The 16,988-nt window shown below is 42.6% G+C and carries 13 protein-coding genes; 8 read left to right on the top strand and 5 right to left on the bottom strand.

Annotated features, from left to right (window positions below; genetic code table 11):
- Positions 1-160: 160 nt before the first annotated feature.
- Positions 161-739: a hypothetical protein gene (locus GSQ19_RS16005; protein WP_011318926.1), complete on the top strand. Its 579-nt coding sequence runs from the start codon at positions 161-163 to the stop codon at positions 737-739.
- 469 nt (positions 740-1,208) lie between these two features.
- On the opposite strand, the gene psbA is transcribed toward GSQ19_RS16005, so the two are convergent.
- The 3 genes from psbA to GSQ19_RS15990 all read right to left on the bottom strand — a co-directional run bounded on the left by psbA (position 1,209) and on the right by GSQ19_RS15990 (position 7,383).
- A complete protein-coding gene (psbA, locus tag GSQ19_RS16000; protein ID WP_011318925.1) occupies positions 1,209-2,291 on the bottom strand; it encodes a photosystem II q(b) protein in 1,083 nt (360 codons plus the stop codon).
- A gap of 474 nt (positions 2,292-2,765) precedes the next feature.
- Positions 2,766-4,265: an MBOAT family O-acyltransferase gene (locus tag GSQ19_RS15995; RefSeq protein WP_011318924.1), complete on the bottom strand. Its 1,500-nt coding sequence runs from the start codon at positions 4,263-4,265 to the stop codon at positions 2,766-2,768.
- A 121-nt stretch (positions 4,266-4,386) separates the two neighbouring features.
- Complete coding sequence (locus GSQ19_RS15990) at positions 4,387-7,383, bottom strand: DUF1574 family protein (protein WP_011318923.1); 2,997 nt, start codon at positions 7,381-7,383, stop codon at positions 4,387-4,389.
- Between the two features lie 217 nt (positions 7,384-7,600).
- Between GSQ19_RS15990 and GSQ19_RS15985 the strand changes: the two genes are divergently transcribed.
- The 7 genes from GSQ19_RS15985 to GSQ19_RS15955 all read left to right on the top strand — a co-directional run bounded on the left by GSQ19_RS15985 (position 7,601) and on the right by GSQ19_RS15955 (position 15,039).
- Positions 7,601-7,834: a hypothetical protein gene (locus GSQ19_RS15985; RefSeq protein WP_011318922.1), complete on the top strand. Its 234-nt coding sequence runs from the start codon at positions 7,601-7,603 to the stop codon at positions 7,832-7,834.
- Positions 7,835-7,939: 105 nt separating this feature from the next.
- Positions 7,940-11,011 (top strand): phosphoenolpyruvate carboxylase, encoded by a 3,072-nt coding sequence (gene ppc / locus GSQ19_RS15980; protein ID WP_011318921.1) that lies wholly within the window; start codon positions 7,940-7,942, stop codon positions 11,009-11,011.
- Between the two features lie 68 nt (positions 11,012-11,079).
- Entirely contained in the window at positions 11,080-11,334 is a 255-nt protein-coding gene (locus GSQ19_RS15975) for a hypothetical protein (protein WP_011318920.1), read from the top strand.
- Between the two features lie 250 nt (positions 11,335-11,584).
- A complete protein-coding gene (locus tag GSQ19_RS15970; RefSeq protein ID WP_011318919.1) occupies positions 11,585-12,595 on the top strand; it encodes a hypothetical protein in 1,011 nt (336 codons plus the stop codon).
- Positions 12,596-13,150: 555 nt separating this feature from the next.
- Complete coding sequence (locus tag GSQ19_RS15965; RefSeq protein WP_011318918.1) at positions 13,151-14,338, top strand: tetratricopeptide repeat protein; 1,188 nt, start codon at positions 13,151-13,153, stop codon at positions 14,336-14,338.
- 14 nt (positions 14,339-14,352) lie between these two features.
- Positions 14,353-14,646 carry a type II toxin-antitoxin system HigB family toxin gene (locus GSQ19_RS15960; protein ID WP_011318917.1) on the top strand — a complete coding sequence of 98 codons (294 nt, stop codon included), beginning with the start codon at positions 14,353-14,355 and terminating at the stop codon, positions 14,644-14,646.
- A 12-nt stretch (positions 14,647-14,658) separates the two neighbouring features.
- Positions 14,659-15,039, top strand: a complete 381-nt coding sequence (locus GSQ19_RS15955; protein ID WP_011318916.1) for a helix-turn-helix domain-containing protein — start codon at positions 14,659-14,661, stop codon at positions 15,037-15,039.
- 35 nt (positions 15,040-15,074) lie between these two features.
- On the opposite strand, the gene GSQ19_RS15950 is transcribed toward GSQ19_RS15955, so the two are convergent.
- Both GSQ19_RS15950 and GSQ19_RS15945 read right to left on the bottom strand, forming a co-directional pair.
- Positions 15,075-15,653, bottom strand: a complete 579-nt coding sequence (locus tag GSQ19_RS15950) for a Uma2 family endonuclease (RefSeq protein ID WP_011318915.1) — start codon at positions 15,651-15,653, stop codon at positions 15,075-15,077.
- A gap of 163 nt (positions 15,654-15,816) precedes the next feature.
- Complete coding sequence (locus GSQ19_RS15945; protein WP_011318914.1) at positions 15,817-16,983, bottom strand: pyridoxal phosphate-dependent aminotransferase; 1,167 nt, start codon at positions 16,981-16,983, stop codon at positions 15,817-15,819.
- Positions 16,984-16,988 lie beyond the last annotated feature (5 nt).

The following is a 16,988-nucleotide window of genomic DNA, read 5'->3' as shown; positions in this document are numbered from 1 at the left end:
GAATGCACGGGCTAGGGGAACTCAATTAAACCGATTTTCTGTCTAAATCAGAGAGACTCAGTACTTAGCTTCGCTTTGTTAAAAACGCAAACAGAGTTAAGATACCCGAAGTTTCTCTATATTGATCTGTTTCTTAATAGTTGTTGCACAAATTGATCCCATGAACTTCGCGGAACCTGCTTCTGTAATTCGTTTGACTTCCCTTTCGGTGATAGCAGCCCTTGGTCTGCTTGCACCTGTGAATGCTCAAAACCCACAACCTATTGACCCCAATAGTCCAAATAACCTGCGTCCTACAGCTCAAAATAACAGCTTATTGAGCATCGAAGGTGGAGAACGTTTAATGAAAGAAGCAGAACAAGCGGTTGCTGCTCAAAACTATACCTTAGCTGCCAAAAAACTCCAAGAAGCACGACAGGTATACAATCAGTTATCGAATTTTTATCAAGATTTAAACTCTAGTTTTTCGGGAATTGACAATAGAGTTTCTGATTCTCAACGTCAAAGAGCTTTATTAACAGCTCAAAAGCGGGATGAAGCAACCTATCAGTTAGCATTGGTACATCGCGCCCAAAACCAGGCAGAATTGGCTGTACCTTTATTGGTGCAAATTATTAAAAGTCAAAACCCAACACGAGATTTAGGGAAGAAAGCTTATCAGCAGTTGTTTGAGTTAGGTTTTGTTGAAGCACCTTTTCCCCGACAAGGTGGTAATCCAGCTTCTTCATCACAGAAATAAATAATTAAGTTCCTGTTGTATTTCTATTGCTCCCCTCCTGCTTGTTGGCTGTGAAAAAATGCCGCAATGATAGGATGGGATTTTTTATATCTAGTATCTGTAGGGTGGGCATTGCCCACCACAACCATGATACGGTGGTAGTTGCCAACTATGTATATTTCAAAAATCAAATACTAGTACTGTATAAATATGTAAACTAACGCCGTATGCAACTTTCTCTCAACCTCCAAACCCTTCCCTACGTTCGCGCAGCGTGTCGTTCGCGTTAGCGTTGCGTAGCAAAGACAGGGAAGGGGAGCAAGATTCAAAGTAGAGACGTTGCATGCAACGTCTCTACAGTTTCAGGGGAATGGAGAGGGGTTTCAAAAATAAGTTGCACATCGCGTAAACTATCGAAGAATTAGCCACCAAAAAAGCGCCCTTCCAATTTGCATGGAAGAGCGCTTTTTTAATTAACTGAAACTGAAGATTAACCGTTGATAGCAGGAGCGGTTAAAGCAACAGGAGCAACTTCACCAGCAGCTAAGTCTAAGGGGAAGTTGTGAGCGTTACGCTCGTGCATTACTTCCATACCCAAGTTAGCGCGGTTGATGATGTCAGCCCAGGTATTGATCACACGACCTTGTGAGTCGATGATGGATTGGTTGAAGTTGAAACCGTTCAAGTTGAACGCCATTGTGCTTACACCCAACGCGGTAAACCAAATACCGATTACAGGCCATGCAGCTAGGAAGAAGTGCAATTGACGGCTGTTGTTGAAGGAAGCGTATTGGAAGATCAAGCGACCGAAGTAGCCGTGTGCTGCAACGATGTTGTAGGTTTCTTCTTCTTGACCGAATTTGTAACCGTAGTTCTGAGATTCAACTTCGGTTGTTTCACGAACCAAGGAGGAAGTTACCAAGGAACCGTGCATTGCAGAGAACAAGGAACCACCGAATACACCAGCTACACCCAACATATGGAAGGGGTGCATCAAGATGTTGTGTTCTGCTTGGAACACGATCATGAAGTTGAAGGTGCCGGAGATACCCAAGGGCATACCGTCAGAGAAGGAACCTTGTCCGATGGGGTAGATCAAGAATACTGCTGTAGCAGATGCCAAAGGTGCAGAGTAAGCTACGCAGATCCAAGGACGCATACCTAAGCGATAAGACAATTCCCACTGACGACCGAGGTAGCAAGCGCATCCGATCAAGAAGTGGAAAACTACCAACTGGTAAGGACCACCGTTGTACAACCACTCATCTAAGGAAGCTGCTTCCCAGATTGGGTAGAAGTGCAAGCCAATAGCGTTGGAGGAAGGAACAACTGCACCTGAGATGATGTTGTTTCCGTAGATTAAGGAACCTGCTACTGGTTCACGGATACCATCGATGTCTACTGGAGGTGCAGCAACAAAAGCGATGATGAAGCAGACGGTAGCGGCTAGCAGGGTAGGAATCATCAACACACCGAACCAACCAACATAAATGCGGTTTTCGGTGCTGGTGATCCATGTGCAGAACCGTTCCCATACGTTAGCGCTGCTGCGCTGTTGTAAGGTTGTGGTCATTTTTTTATGATTGCTTTGGATTTGTGCAGATTAATTCAGACGTTTTTTTAGACTTACGCCTGTCTCATAAAATTTACATGAATTCACGCAAATTTACTAGACAAACAACGCATGAATTAATAATTCTTAATGTTAATTATTCCCTCTATCTTTGGGAGTCCTTGTATTTCCTTGGTTTGAAAGTTAATTAACCGTATATATCAGTAAGTCTTTGAGATTAAATCAATATTTATTAAGTAATGTAAAACGATATATTGAGTAATGTAAAGCAATAGCAGCTGATTTTTTAGTAGTACCGTTTCTTAATGAAGATGTGCTTTATTCTGGACTGTAGAGACGTTGCATACAAAGTCTCTACATCATTTATTTGGTGCAACTTTATAGAGAATTGGTATAAGAGCTAAAGTCCTTTTTTGAGACTAAACTCCTGACGGCAAACATTTATTGATTTACGTCGTTTTAGGGAGAAAACTATTAAAAATCAAAGTAAATATAAGGAAGGCTACCTTCAGGGGCGAATAACCAAACAGCGTAGAGGCATAGAGGTACAAAGACGAGTTTTAGAGGCCAGTTTAACTCTAGTTTCAGCTTGCCTTTGAAGCCATAGGTTATACCCATGAGAGTAAATAAAGCTATAAGAATGGCAGACACTTGAGATTGGCTAGTATTTAAGGCTTCCACGTAGACTTTTTGTGCAAATTGGGCATCCGCAGAGTGACCCCAGAGACGCTGAATGACGAGAGAAGATTCTGGCAGATTAGGCAGACGGAACCAAATCCAAGAAGTGAAAACCATCCATTGGGTGAATAGCCAAGCCACAACTACCCCTAAAGGATTTTGCCAGAATAGCTCTAACTTTTCGTAGCGATCGCTCATTACATCCGTCAGTCGATGAACCACTAAAGCTAAACCATGATACATCCCCCAAACCACAAAGCCCCAGGCGGAACCGTGCCAAATCCCAGCGATTAGCATAATCAAGAACAAATTCCCGCTGGTGCGAGTTAAACCTTGACGGGAACCCCCCAAAGGAAAGTAGACATAATTCCGCAACCAATCTCCTAGAGTCATGTGCCAACGCCGCCAAAATTCGGCGATGCTGGTGGTGAAATAGGGAAAATCAAAGTTTTCAGGTAGCACTAAACCAAATAGCAAAGCAGTACCACGGGCGATGTCTACATAACCATTAAAATCCAAATACAACTGCAAACCATAAGCGAAGGTAGCTAGCCAAAGATCAGTACTACCAGCCCGTGGCAAATTACCGAAACACAAATCTACAAAAATCCCTAGCCTGTCTGCCAAAATCCCTTTTTTGACAGCACCCCTAGCAATTAACCATAATGCCTCTGACACCTTATCAGCAGTGGGTAACTCTAAGGTATTAAATTGATTTGCTAGGTTGTGATAACGGGTAATGGGGCCAGAAATTAATTTAGCAAAAAATAATTTATAGGTAGCGAATTGGAGAAAATTATTAGTGGCTGGCGCACCACGATAAACATCTATTAAATAAGCAATACATTCAAATGTAAAAAATGAAATTCCTAAAGGTGCAATAATTTTCCAAGATGACTCTGATGGGTTAACGGGAAAATCAAAAATTAACTGCAAGAAACTGTTAATATACTTAAATCCGAGTAATAATACAACATTTAAAACCACACCTAGCCACAATAAATTTAGCCGTTTGCGGTTCCAATCTACTTGAGCAAATTGCCACTCTTCATTAGAAATTTGCCAGTTGAGGTTATGTTGTCCTGGTGATGTGTTTTTACCAATTTCTCGCCCTAAGCGGAAGTTAATAAATGTGAGTGTTAATAACAGTGGGATGTATTGGATACTCAAAGAAGCATAAAACACCAGGCTAGCAATCAATAAAGTCCACAATCGCAGTTGCTTACGACCTACAGACCAATAAATCCCCAGCGCACTTAACAAGAAAAGCCCATACAAAATAGATATAAAGTTCATGGTTTAGTCAGTTGTCAGTTGTCAGTTGTCAGTTGTCATTGGTCAATAGTCCATAGTATTCTTCTTTACTTCCCCTGCTTCCCCTGCTTCCCCTGCTTCCCCTGCTTCCCCTGCTCCTCTACTACTTCGCTGGCCAGGAAATCATCGGGTCATTGGCTAGTTTTTTCGAGACTTCATAAGCACCGAAACGATTAAGGTGGCTGGGGTCAGAAAAATAATCATTGGCTTTTGTCCACAGTTCGCTTAAATCTCGATAGATAAAGTTAGGATTTGTGGCTAGAGCTAACATATATTGCTGAAATTCTTGCTCGTATTTTTTGCGTACTGGGTCTAAATATTCTGCTGTTAGAGGCATATTGACAAAGACTAAAGAAATATTTTGCGATTGGGTAAATTGCAAAACATCTCGGAAGGCTGCATCTTGTATACCGCCTACTTGAAATGATTTATAATCGTTGTCGTAATTACCTGTGACTTTAGGATGTTTTTGATAGTATCTAGCTGGATGAAAGCGCACAGATAAAGCAAGGAAACCATCAAAATCAACAGCTTGTAAATTACTACTATCTTCGGCATTATCTATGGTTGACTGTGTTGGTGATTTGGCTTCTGGTGACTTGCTACTAAATATAGGTAAAGATGCTAGTTTATTTTGCAATAATATTTTGACTTGTTCGCGGTTTTGATAGGTGACAGAAACGGCCGCCAAACCTTGGTTCAACCACAAATTCACAGCTTGATAGCTATTCATTTCTGGCTTGGGTGGTTTTTTCACTTCTTCAGCCGACTTTTGGGGAGTTTTTGCTGATTCTTCGCTACTGGAGGCTGTCTGGGCTTTCTGTAAAATATCTTGATAGCCAGGGGAATTAGCGATCGCTCTAAATGTTAAATCCTCTCGTCCACTATTAAACGCACGGGAACCATCAGCCCAAATAATGATTTTTGGTAGTTCCGATGGTTGCAGAACTTGGCGAACTACAAAGTCTACAACTTGGGCGGTGGCTCCGTTAATGCCAAAGTTAAATACATCTATTTTGGGATAACCTTGCAATGCTAAAGCTTTAGATAAAGCCATCGGATCAACTCCCCTCAAGGCGCGGGAGGAACCAATAATTAACACATCCGGCGCTTTACCGTTTCTGGCGATGCGTTGCTTATATAAAGCCAATTGTTCATCTAATTGCCTGACATTAAAGCTGGGCATTTGCGATCGCGCGGCTAATAAAATAGCGGCAGCTGTGGCTTTTTCTCTGAGCGGTGCAGCTTTTAAGTTTTTGGGTTGGTTCTCATCTTGAGTAAAGCCAGAAGGATTGAATACGCCACCCCTCTGCTGAGAACTGCTGGTGAAAAATGCGGTTCTCTGACTTTGATTATCTTCATAGTCAGTTTGGTCAGAGGGTGATGCTTGGGAGATACTCGCGGCCTGTGTTGTACTGGGCGTAGTGCGAGTTACAATCACACCTAAAATCCAATCTGTTTGCAGGGTGAGTAATAAGCCCAAAGTACCCCAAACTAAGGCAACTTTTACCCCTTGGGTATCAGTAAATTGGTTGGTCTGCTGACCGCTTTCGGTAAATAACTGGGTATTGAGAAACCACTTTCTCACGGTGGTGGTTGTGGTAGCTACCCAATCTCGCGCCACTTCCGAGACAAAATTCTGGACTTCCTCGGTGGTGACCTCAGAACGTAAAATTGGTTCGTCATCTTCCCTGGTAATTAGGTCGTTGACGTATTCGGAAGTAGCGGCAAATTCTGGGGTGGCTTCGGGAACTAGGCGCTGGCGGTGGACTAAATCTACACCATAATGCCAAAAGGGTTCTTTATTCCCGGCACGGCGACCATAAACACGCACGCCAGCAGTCCCCGCCAAGTTTAACTGACGCAAAAACTGGATAACTTTTGGTGCTACTTGTTTGCGACTGGGACAAATGGGTGCATCACACATAATGTGGAGTAAATCCCCTTTCCGCAACAACAGTACCCGCAGACCGCCTGTTTTTAACTTGCGGTCTAGGTCTGGGTTGAGGAGGCGTTCGAGGAGGAAAATAATTGCAGGTTCATCACCAGTAACAGCTAAGTCAAAGGCGGAAGTAGCCAAAGCTGGATGTTCACTGGCGGGTAACTTCAGCCAATCAATCCATTCTGGTTGTTTGTCATTGATTTTCTGCCCGTAAACAGTAGCCGCGAGGATACCTTGGGGAGCGATCGCTTCTAGTTGGGAGGAAATTTTCTCAATGCAACTTGTCTTGTCTGGTGCTGGGGAATCTGGCGCTGAATTAGCAGTGGGTTCACAAAATATATGTAGGGTGGATTCTTGCAAAGAAACCTGCACAGTTACCAGTAACTCTGATAATGCGGCTGCGAGTAGACGGGCGATCGCTTGCACATCCCCCCACCTAGCCCATTCCTTCAGCATTACCTCCGGTGGTGTCAAGTCAATCCTCAACAACCAATCAGGGTTTGTCTCACCACTAACTTGAGAAACAATAACAGCATCACGATAGCCAGCCAACTTCAATTGGCGTAATTTCTGAGCTACGGGTTCGGCTAATAATGAAGGGTCAGGACTATAAGCAGACTGGCAAAATATCCACAGGCGACTAAATACATCAGCATTACCATCCTCAGGCTGATGCTGTTTCACCTTCACCTGCACCGCCACACCCATTGCACTCAAGGTTTCGCTGAGATAACGGGCTATGGCGTTGGCATCACCTCGACGTGCCAAACTCTCATTAGAGAGAATCATTGCCCCACCAGGGGCTTTAGCTGCGTCTTCTAGTAGGGCTTGTTCCACTTGTTCCAGATGGCGTTCCAACTGGTTTAAGTGGACTTTGTGGCACCATTGGGGGCGGTACTCCCCTTTTTTTCGCCCGTAGACAAATACTTGGTATATTGAGGGTTGTTCGTTGCTGGTGAGGACATCTAAATCTGTTTGCTGTAACGCATGAAGCAAATCAGAGAGAGTGCGCCAGCGTTGAGGACACTCTAAACCTTCACAAAGAATATGAAGATCATTTCCCCGTAACCGGACTTTCACCCCGAAAGTATTTATCCCCGTTGCTTGGCTGACCCATTGCAACAAGGATTGCTGGCTATCTAGTAGGACTGTTTTCATGGGCAGTTAACTTTACAAGAAGCGAATTTTGGGGGGTAGTGCCTGCACTTGTAAACTAAAACCATAGGTCTATCACATTTTGAAGTTTTCTGTTAACAATTTCGTTACCATCTCGGCTTGCTAAATAGGACAAGATAGTCTTATACAGTTACAAGTCATACAGATTTTGAGTTTTGCGTTTTATTCTACTCGCTGGCTAATCATTTAAGGACAAGCAATGCCTCCTATTACCCAACAGTCCACACCAACCCCCGGATTAAATTTGGTTTTGTTTAGCATTCCCCAATCTTTCCTCTTAGAAATAGGTACAGCGTCTATACTACTGCTGCTGACCACTGGACAAGTCACCGTAAAAGCCCTGGAATCCTTAGGCCAAGCCAGTGAAGAATTATTTCGCGGCGATCGCCTGCCTATTTTACCCTTCCCTGATGACGATGAATCTAACAATTAAAGTTAAAAAATATACTTTGAATATATGCTCACACAAGTAACTAAGAGCATAAGTTACCAAAAATCAATCTGTTAAACAGTAATTGGCTTTACAAGAGAAGCAAATATGGGTTCTGTTTTATACTCCTTATCTGAATCTGCTAATTTATATCCAGCATCGGAATTATTCTTGCGTCATCGTCTCCAAATAGTAGAAGAACTGTGGGAGTCGGTACTGCGGCAAGAATGCGGCCAAAATATGGTGGATTTGTTACGACAGTTGCGTGATTTGTGTTCGCCAGAAGGACAAGCCACAAAAGACCAAGCAGTTTCTGCTGTCAAGTTAATTGAACAGTTGAATATTAATGAAGCTATCCGGGCGGCTAGGGCTTTTGCTTTGTATTTTCAGCTGATCAACATCATAGAGCAGGAATATGAGCAAAGGCAGCAATTAACCCGCTATTCTGACTTAGAAGCGGAAACAGCACCCCTGAATGGTTCCGAAAACATTACCTCATCCTCTAACCACAACGAAGATGATGTCATTTTCAACCGGGGCTTAGGAACTGATTTCTTAGGAAAAAATTGGACTAATCGCGGACAAGGGAAACAAAAAGGTACTTTTGCGGCGTTATTTCCCTTACTGTCTAAATTAAATGTCCCCCCCCAACAAATTCAACGCCTAATTTCCCAACTAGATGTCCGTTTGGTATTCACCGCCCACCCGACGGAAATTGTCCGCCACACCATTCGGGACAAACAACGGCAAGTAGTAGATTTGTTGCAACAACTCGATGAGGTGGAAAATCGGGCTAAGGAGGGCGGCGGCTATCCTTGGGAAGCGGGGGAAATTCGGGAAAAATTACTAGAAGAAATTCGCTTGTGGTGGCGTACAGATGAACTCCACCAATTTAAGCCCACTGTATTGGATGAAGTGGATTATGCTTTGCACTACTTCCAAGAAGTTTTATTTGATGGGATTCCCCAACTGTATAAGCGCTTCAAATACGCCCTCAATCAAACCTTTTCTTGGCTAGAACCACCCAGTAAAGATTTTTGTTCCTTCGGTTCTTGGGTAGGTTCAGATAGAGACGGTAATCCATCGGTAACACCGGAAATTACCTGGCAGACAGCTTGTTATCAGCGCAAAATGGTGCTGGAAAGATATATCAAGTCAGTCAAGCAATTGATTGAATTATTAAGTATCTCCATGCACTGGAGTGACGTTTTACCAGACTTATTGGAATCCTTGGAGTTAGATCAATCCCAGTTAAGTGAAGTATACGACGCATTAGCCCTGAGATATCGCCAAGAACCTTATCGCCTGAAGTTAGCTTACGTCCTCAAGCGGCTGGAAAATACCCGCGATCGCAATTTAGCATTATATAAAGGTGAAACCCCCACCAATGAAGATAGCCCCATGTATCGTTCGGGGGCAGAATTTCTGGCAGAACTACGGTTAATTCAGCATAACTTGACAGAAACAGGTTTAAGCTGCCGAGAATTGGATAATTTGATCTGTCAAGTGGAAATTTTTGATTTTAACTTGACAAAATTAGACATTCGTCAAGAATCCACCAGACACTCCGACGCGTTAAACGAGATTCTCGACTATCTCCAACTATTACCCCAGCCATACAACGACCTCTCCGAAGAACAGCGAGTGGCTTGGCTGACAACCGAACTGCAAACCCGTCGCCCATTAATTTCGTCAGAATTACCATTCTCAGATAAAACTAATGATGTCATCAAAACCTTCCGCGTAGTGCGATCGCTCCAGCAAGAATTTGGCATTAATATCTGCCAAACTTACATCATTAGTATGTGTCGTCAAGTCAGCGATGTCTTAGAAGTTTTACTCCTAGCCAAAGAAGCCAGACTTTTTGACCCAGCGATCGCCGTCGGCACAATTCAGGTTGTACCATTATTTGAGACTGTCGAAGATTTACAACGTTCTCGCAGCGTCATGCGACAGTTATTTGAATTACCTCTATACCGCGCCCTATTAGCAGGTGGTTATAAAAGTACTGAGGTAAAAGTCCCCAGTCCTGAGTCAACCCCACTCCCCACCCCCCACTCCGTATTAACCCCCGACTTACAAGAAGTCATGCTGGGCTATTCCGACAGCAACAAAGACTCTGGCTTCTTGAGTAGCAACTGGGAAATTCACAAAGCCCAAAAATCATTACAGAAAATCGCCGAAGAATATGGCGTAAATCTGCGGATTTTCCACGGGCGCGGCGGTTCCGTAGGACGGGGAGGCGGCCCAGCCCACGAAGCGATTTTGGCACAGCCAGGACACAGCATCAACGGGCGGATTAAAATTACCGAACAAGGGGAAGTATTAGCTTCCAAATACTCCTTGCTAGATTTAGCCCTGTACAACTTGGAAACCATCACCACGGCGGTAATTCAAGCCAGCCTCCTGCGGACTGGGTTTGATGATATTGAACCGTGGAACGAAATTATGGAAGAATTAGCAGCGCGATCGCGGCAACATTATCGTGGTTTAATTTACGAACAACCTGATTTCATCGACTTCTTCCACCAAGTCACCCCCATCGAAGAAATCAGTCAACTACAAATTAGTTCTCGTCCCGCCCGTCGTCCTTCTGGTAAGAAAGATTTAAGCAGCCTCCGCGCCATCCCTTGGGTATTTAGCTGGACACAAACACGATTCTTACTACCTTCTTGGTACGGTGTCGGTACAGCTTTGCAAGAATTTTTCAACGAAGAACCAGAAGAACATCTCAAATTGATGCGCTACTTTTATGTCAAGTGGCCTTTCTTCAAGATGGTGATTTCTAAAGTAGAAATGACCTTGGCAAAAGTAGATATGCAAATGGCTGGTCACTACGTACAAGAATTATCTGACCCTGAAGATAAGTCTCGATTCGAGAAAGTATTTGAGCAAATCGCTAACGAATATTATCTCACCAGAGATTTAGTCTTAAAAATCACCGACCACAGTCGGCTTTTAGATGGTGATCCTGTACTCCAGCGTTCTGTACAGTTACGCAATGGTACAATCGTCCCGCTAGGATTTATCCAAGTTTCCCTCCTCAAGCGCCTACGCCAGTCCAAGAATAATAATGCTACCTCTGGTGTCATTCACTCTCGTTACAGCAAGGGAGAATTATTGCGCGGCGCACTGTTAACCATTAATGGTATTGCCGCAGGGATGAGAAATACAGGTTGATTTGTGAGTTGTCAGTAGTTAGTGGTCAGTGGTAAAACACATACAACTGACAACTGACAACTGAACAAATGGTCAAAAATAAAATCTTAATCTGTACTGCTCTAGCACTATCATCAGGATTTCTCGGCGGGAACATTGGTAGTCAAATCACCTTAATGTTGCATAGTCAGAGGTGTCAAAATCAAAATTGGGGCATAAAAGAATTATGTAACGTTTGGATAACCCCAGGAGCAACTTGGCAAGGTGCTACAACTGGAGTTTGGACAGGTGCGATATTAGGTGCGTTTGCTGGTGGTTTGGTCATCAGGCAAAATCGCTCCTAAGTCAATCTTTTTCGATAATTTTTCTGGGTCTACGGTAGTCTAACTGTTACCAGTAGTGTTAGGACATCAATAGATGATACAACCTAGACACAACAAGACCTTTCACCCAATCCCCAATCCCCAATCCCCAGTTCCCAGTCCCCAGTCCCCAGCTATATTTTCTGACTAGCTTCCACAAATTCAAGGTGATTACTATAGACGCGGAAACTTCTGACGCTTACACTTGTGGCGCTAGAATAAGAGCGACTTTATGCAACTACCGAGAATTGTTTTAGGCTGTTTGGCGGGATTAACTACCCTAGTCTCAATTATGGAAGCCAAACCAGTAATAGCATCTACAACTACCCTAATTAATGAGAACTTCAGTCACATAAGAAATTGGAAAGACTTAAGTACCAGTATCTCTTGGGGTGGTCATCCAGTTGGTACTTCTGCTTTTCAAATTTTTGATATTGGCGGCGGTAATAAAGCTGTGGGTATTGCTGATGGCACAACCCATAGCGCTGCTAATATCTTGATTAATGGCTTAAGTAGCAATTACACCAATCTTACAGGCTTAAAAGGATTTTCTGCTTTAGACTGGCAATTTCCCCAACCAATTAATCATGCTACTCGTGTAGTTACCGTAGAGTTTCGCGTCAAATGGATGGAGTTGAGTAATACTAGTTCTGGTGAAGGGGGACGATTTTTAGTTATCCTAAATCACAACTATCCTATAGGTGGACTAAATCTCACTCCTAACAGTAAATACCAGGACTTCAGTACGCCTAACATATGGGCGCAACCAGCTTACCATGCCCGTATTCGCTCTGGAAATAATGCGGCTTCTTTCGCTATGCTTCAATATGGTGGGGGAATGTCTGCATCGGGAGAATACGAAAAATTTGATGCCAATAATGATAATATTCCTGACTGGTGGTTACCTGGGTTTATCCAAAGTGCTGGCGGTGGTGTTCCCGGTCAAGGTTCTCCCTTTCCGGCTAATAGCTGGTCACGTTCAGCTACTGGGTTAGCCTCGACGAATTGGCAGACTTTTCGCTATGTAGTCACACCAAATACACAAGAACTATGGCGCGATGCGAATGGAAGTGGTAATTTTACTCGTGAAGCGATCATGTTTTTACCGCAAAGTAGTACTGCTCCTTTTTATCAATACTTCACTCAATTGTCTGGTTTAAGGCTTTACTGGCGAGCTGCTGGTATCACAAAAGGTCAGGTATTAGTAGATAGATTAAAAGTCACGGTGAACACGATACCATGAACCTCATCTGAATTGTGTTATGCAAGTTTGTCTCCTTAGTCAGAGGCTTCTAGTTAAAGGAACACCAGAAGATAAACTATTGCAAATTGACGGTTAGTAGGGTGCGTCAGTATGAATAATTGCGTGGTACAGCTAAGTTTTCTTGCACTGACGCACCCTACATTGCGGATATTCTTTTATCTGCAAGTCCCTCGCTTTGGTAATGGGTAATAGTCCAATTACTTATTACCATATTCCTCATCTCCTTGTGGGTGAAGGATTTTAAGCAACCCCAAAAATGCTTCTCTCAAGCGGAACGTCATCGCCACAGTAGTTGTAACGAATCATTAACTATAACCAGTTAATTTCATTCAGTATTGTGAATAAAATATGTGGATGATGTGTAGGTGCTATGAAATTGCCACAACAAATCTCAAATTAATCCCTTTATGAGCAAATTTTGCTCTCAGCTAATTAGTCAAAATTTGTTAACATCATTCCTAATATTTGTCAATAAAATAAAGCCTTGATGTGATGATTGAGAAAATACATGAAAAACTATAATGATTCGCCAATATGAAACTTAGTCTATGTATGATTGTCAAAAATGAGGCGACGGCACTACCAAAGTGTTTAAGTAGTGTCGTAAATGTAGTAAATGAAATTGTAGTTTTAGATACAGGTTCTCAAGATGGTACTCCCCATATTGCCAGACAATTTGGGGCTGAGGTTTATGATTTTGTTTGGTGTAACGATTTCAGCATAGCCCGCAATACTGCCCTAAAATATGTTACTGGTGATTGGGTATTAGTTTTAGATGCTGATGAAACTCTTACACCAGCAATTGTCCCACATTTAAAAAATGCGATCGCCAGTGAAGAATATTTACTTGTCAATCTCATGCGTCAAGAAGTAGGCGCAGAACAATCTCCCTACTCTCTGGTGTCGCGCCTATTTCGCAACCATCCAGAAATTCGCTTTGAGCGTCCCTACCATGCTTTAGTAGACGATAGTGTTTCGGCAATTCTCCAGAAGGAACCCCAATGGCAAATTGGTTATTTACAAGGGGTAGCGATTCTTCATGCAGGTTATCAAAAAAGTGCGATCGCGCAAAATAACAAATATGCCAAAGCCCAAGCCACAATGGAAGGGTTTCTCGCCACTCATCCCCATGATCCCTATGTTTGCAGTAAGTTAGGGGCGTTATATGTGGAGACGGGGAAGACTGACAAAGGAATGGAGTTATTAAAGCGCGGTATCAACGCTTGTCAGGAAGAGTACGAAATTTTGTATGAACTCCATTATCATTTAGGCATTGCTTACAATCGCTTGCAGAACACGCAACAGGCAATTTATCACTACCAAACTGCCATCAAATTGCCAATTTATCCCATGCTCAAGTTAGGAGCATATAATAATTTAGGTAGTTTATTGAAAGCCTCTGGAGATTTAAAGGGGGCAAAAAAAACCTATGAAACTGCTTTAAAAATTGACTCCAACTTTGCCACCGGACATTATAATTTGGGGATGATCTGCAAAGCAATGGGTTTATTTATAGAGGCGATCGCCTGTTATCAAAAAGCCATTAAATTAAAACCAAGCTATGCAGAAGCTTATCAAAATTTAGGGGTAGTACAGTTAAAAGTCGGCAATGTTCCGGCCAGTATCACAGCTTTTAAAAATGCCATTATCCTCCATGAACAAGACAACCCAGAAGAAGCGATGAGGCTGCGTCAAGGGTTACGAGAAATGGGTTTGGTTTAGGAAATACTAGTATTATGCGAATCATTGCCCGCAGCACATTACGAAAGTTTTGGGAAGCGTATCCCGATGCTGAACAGCCCTTAAAAGCTTGGTTTGATGAAGCGTCTCGTGCAGAATTGGATAGTCCAGCAGATATTAAAAGCACCTATCGTAATACTAGTATTATTGCGAATAATCGAGTGGTTTTTAATATCAAAGGCAATGATTACCGCTTAATTGTTCACATCCGTTATGACATTGGAATTATTTTTATTCCTTTTCTGGGAACACATAAAGAATACGATAAAGTAGATGCAACAAGTATTTGAGGCAGTAATATTATGCTGGAACCCCGTCCGATTCGTAATGAAGCTGATTATCGTGCGGCGCTTGATGAAATTGCAAGATTGTTCGATTCAAAATTAAATACACCAGAGTCTGACAAGTTGGAAGTATTAACTACACTTGTGGAAGCCTACGAACAAAAACATTACCCAATTGCAGCACCAGATACTATTGAAGAAATCTTATATTATCTTGAATCCCGTGGGTTATCTGTAAATGATTTAGAGCCTGTCATTGGCAGCAAAACAGAAATCAGCAACATTTTACATCGTAGACAGGCGTTAACTTTGGAAATAATTCGGCGTTTACATCAACAATTGGGGATTCCAGCAGAGGTTTTAATTCAACCATACTCCTTGATGGAAAATTCAGCTTGATTCCGTGAATGCGTGTTAGTTATTAGTTGTTAATGTTATTCCCAAATTCGTTGCAGATTGAGTACAAACCCAGGTAAAACATCTTCACCAGAAAGCGTTTGAGGTAATGTTAAAATTTCTACTTCCCGTTCTGGGTGATAAATTTCTACTTCCTGTTTTTTTCGGTTAATCAACCAACCCAATCTACATCCATTTAACATATATTCATACATTTTGTCTTGAACTTTTTTTAAACTGTCGGATGGTGACATTATTTCAATGACAAAATCAGGACACAAAGGAATAAATTTTTCTCTTTGTTCTTTAGTTAACGCTTCCCAACGAGACTTTTCTACCCAAGAAACATCAGGAGAACGATCAGCACCGTTGGGTAAAGTAAATCCGGTAGATGAATCAAAAACTTCACCCCCATGATTTATTTCATTCCATGATGCTACTTGCAGAATTAAATTAACATTACTTCTCCCTGTTTCTCCTCCTGTCGGTGGCATGATAATTAATTCTCCCTGGGCATTGCGTTCTAATTTTAAATCAGGGTTTTCTATACACAATTTATAAAACTGTTCTCTTGTCAATTTAATGACAGAATCGAGATTTAATGTAAGCGCTGTCATAGGAATATTTTCCGTTTTTATTCGCTGACTAGACTACAAATCTATATTCATTATGTTCCACACCACAATAAAACTCCCAAATATTTAGGGTAGGCAAGATGCCCACCCTATAAGAAGATGTATGATATTTTTGACTTGACAGTAGCTGACACCCGATGATTCACTAAATGCGAGAACGGACAAACTTCTCTAACCGATCCAAACCTTTCTCAATTGTTGCCAAATCGGTGGCGTAGGAGAGGCGGATGTTGTCATCAGCACCAAAAGCTATCCCTGGAATCACTGCAACCTTGTGTTCTTCAATCAAAGCATCACAAAATTCGAGGGATTTCAAACCGGTTTTGCTGATATCTGGAAACAGATAAAATGCACCGTCTGGTTTTGCAGTACTCAAGCCGGGAATGGCGTTGAGTCGATCTAGCATTACCTGACGACGTTTAGCGAAAGCTTGGCGCATTTCTTCCACACAGTCTTGGGAATCTTCCAAAGCAGCGATCGCCCCATATTGAGCAAAGGTACACACATTCGATGTACTATGCCCTTGAATGGAACTAGCAGCCTTGATAATGTCCACTGGCCCGGCTAAATACCCCAAGCGCCACCCCGTCATAGAATAAGCTTTGGCAAAGCCATTACTAATCAAAGTGCGGTTAAAAATTTCCTTCCCTAGCGAACCGATGCTGATATGCTGTGCGCCATCATAGAGAATTTTTTCGTAAATCTCATCAGACACAACATAGATATCTGCATCAACTACTACCTGAGCCAAAGCCTTGATTTCCTCTGGTGTATACACCATTCCTGTGGGGTTAGATGGGGAGTTGAGGACAAATAGCTTGGTTTTGGGGGTAATAGCTTTCCGCAGTTGTTCGGGAGTAATTTTATAACCAGTGGAAGCATCTGTGGGGACAATTACCGACTTCCCACCTACCAGAGTCACCATTTCGGGATAACTCAACCAATAGGGAGCAGGGATAATTACCTCATCACCTGGATCAATCAGCGCCACAATCAAGTTGTAAAGCGAATGCTTACCGCCATTAGTGACAATGACATTCTCTGGCTTGTAATCCAGATGATTATCCTTTTGCAACTTGTGGGCGATCGCTTCCCTTAACTTTGGTTCTCCAGCTGCTGCACCATACTTGGTTTTGCCTTCATCCAAAGCCTTGGCGGCTGCTGCTTTGATATGCGCTGGGGTATCAAAGTCGGGTTCACCAGCGCTAAAACTACAAACGTCTATACCCTCTGCCTTCATGGCCTTAGCTTTCGCTGCGATCGCTAAGGTTATCGAAGGTGTTACCTGACTTACTCTTGCTGCCAGTTTCATTCTTA

Origin of the sequence: Trichormus variabilis 0441 (genome assembly GCF_009856605.1) — a bacterium.
In the GTDB taxonomy this organism is placed as follows: domain Bacteria; phylum Cyanobacteriota; class Cyanobacteriia; order Cyanobacteriales; family Nostocaceae; genus Trichormus; species Trichormus variabilis.
This window is presented reverse-complemented; position numbering and strand designations above follow the sequence as displayed.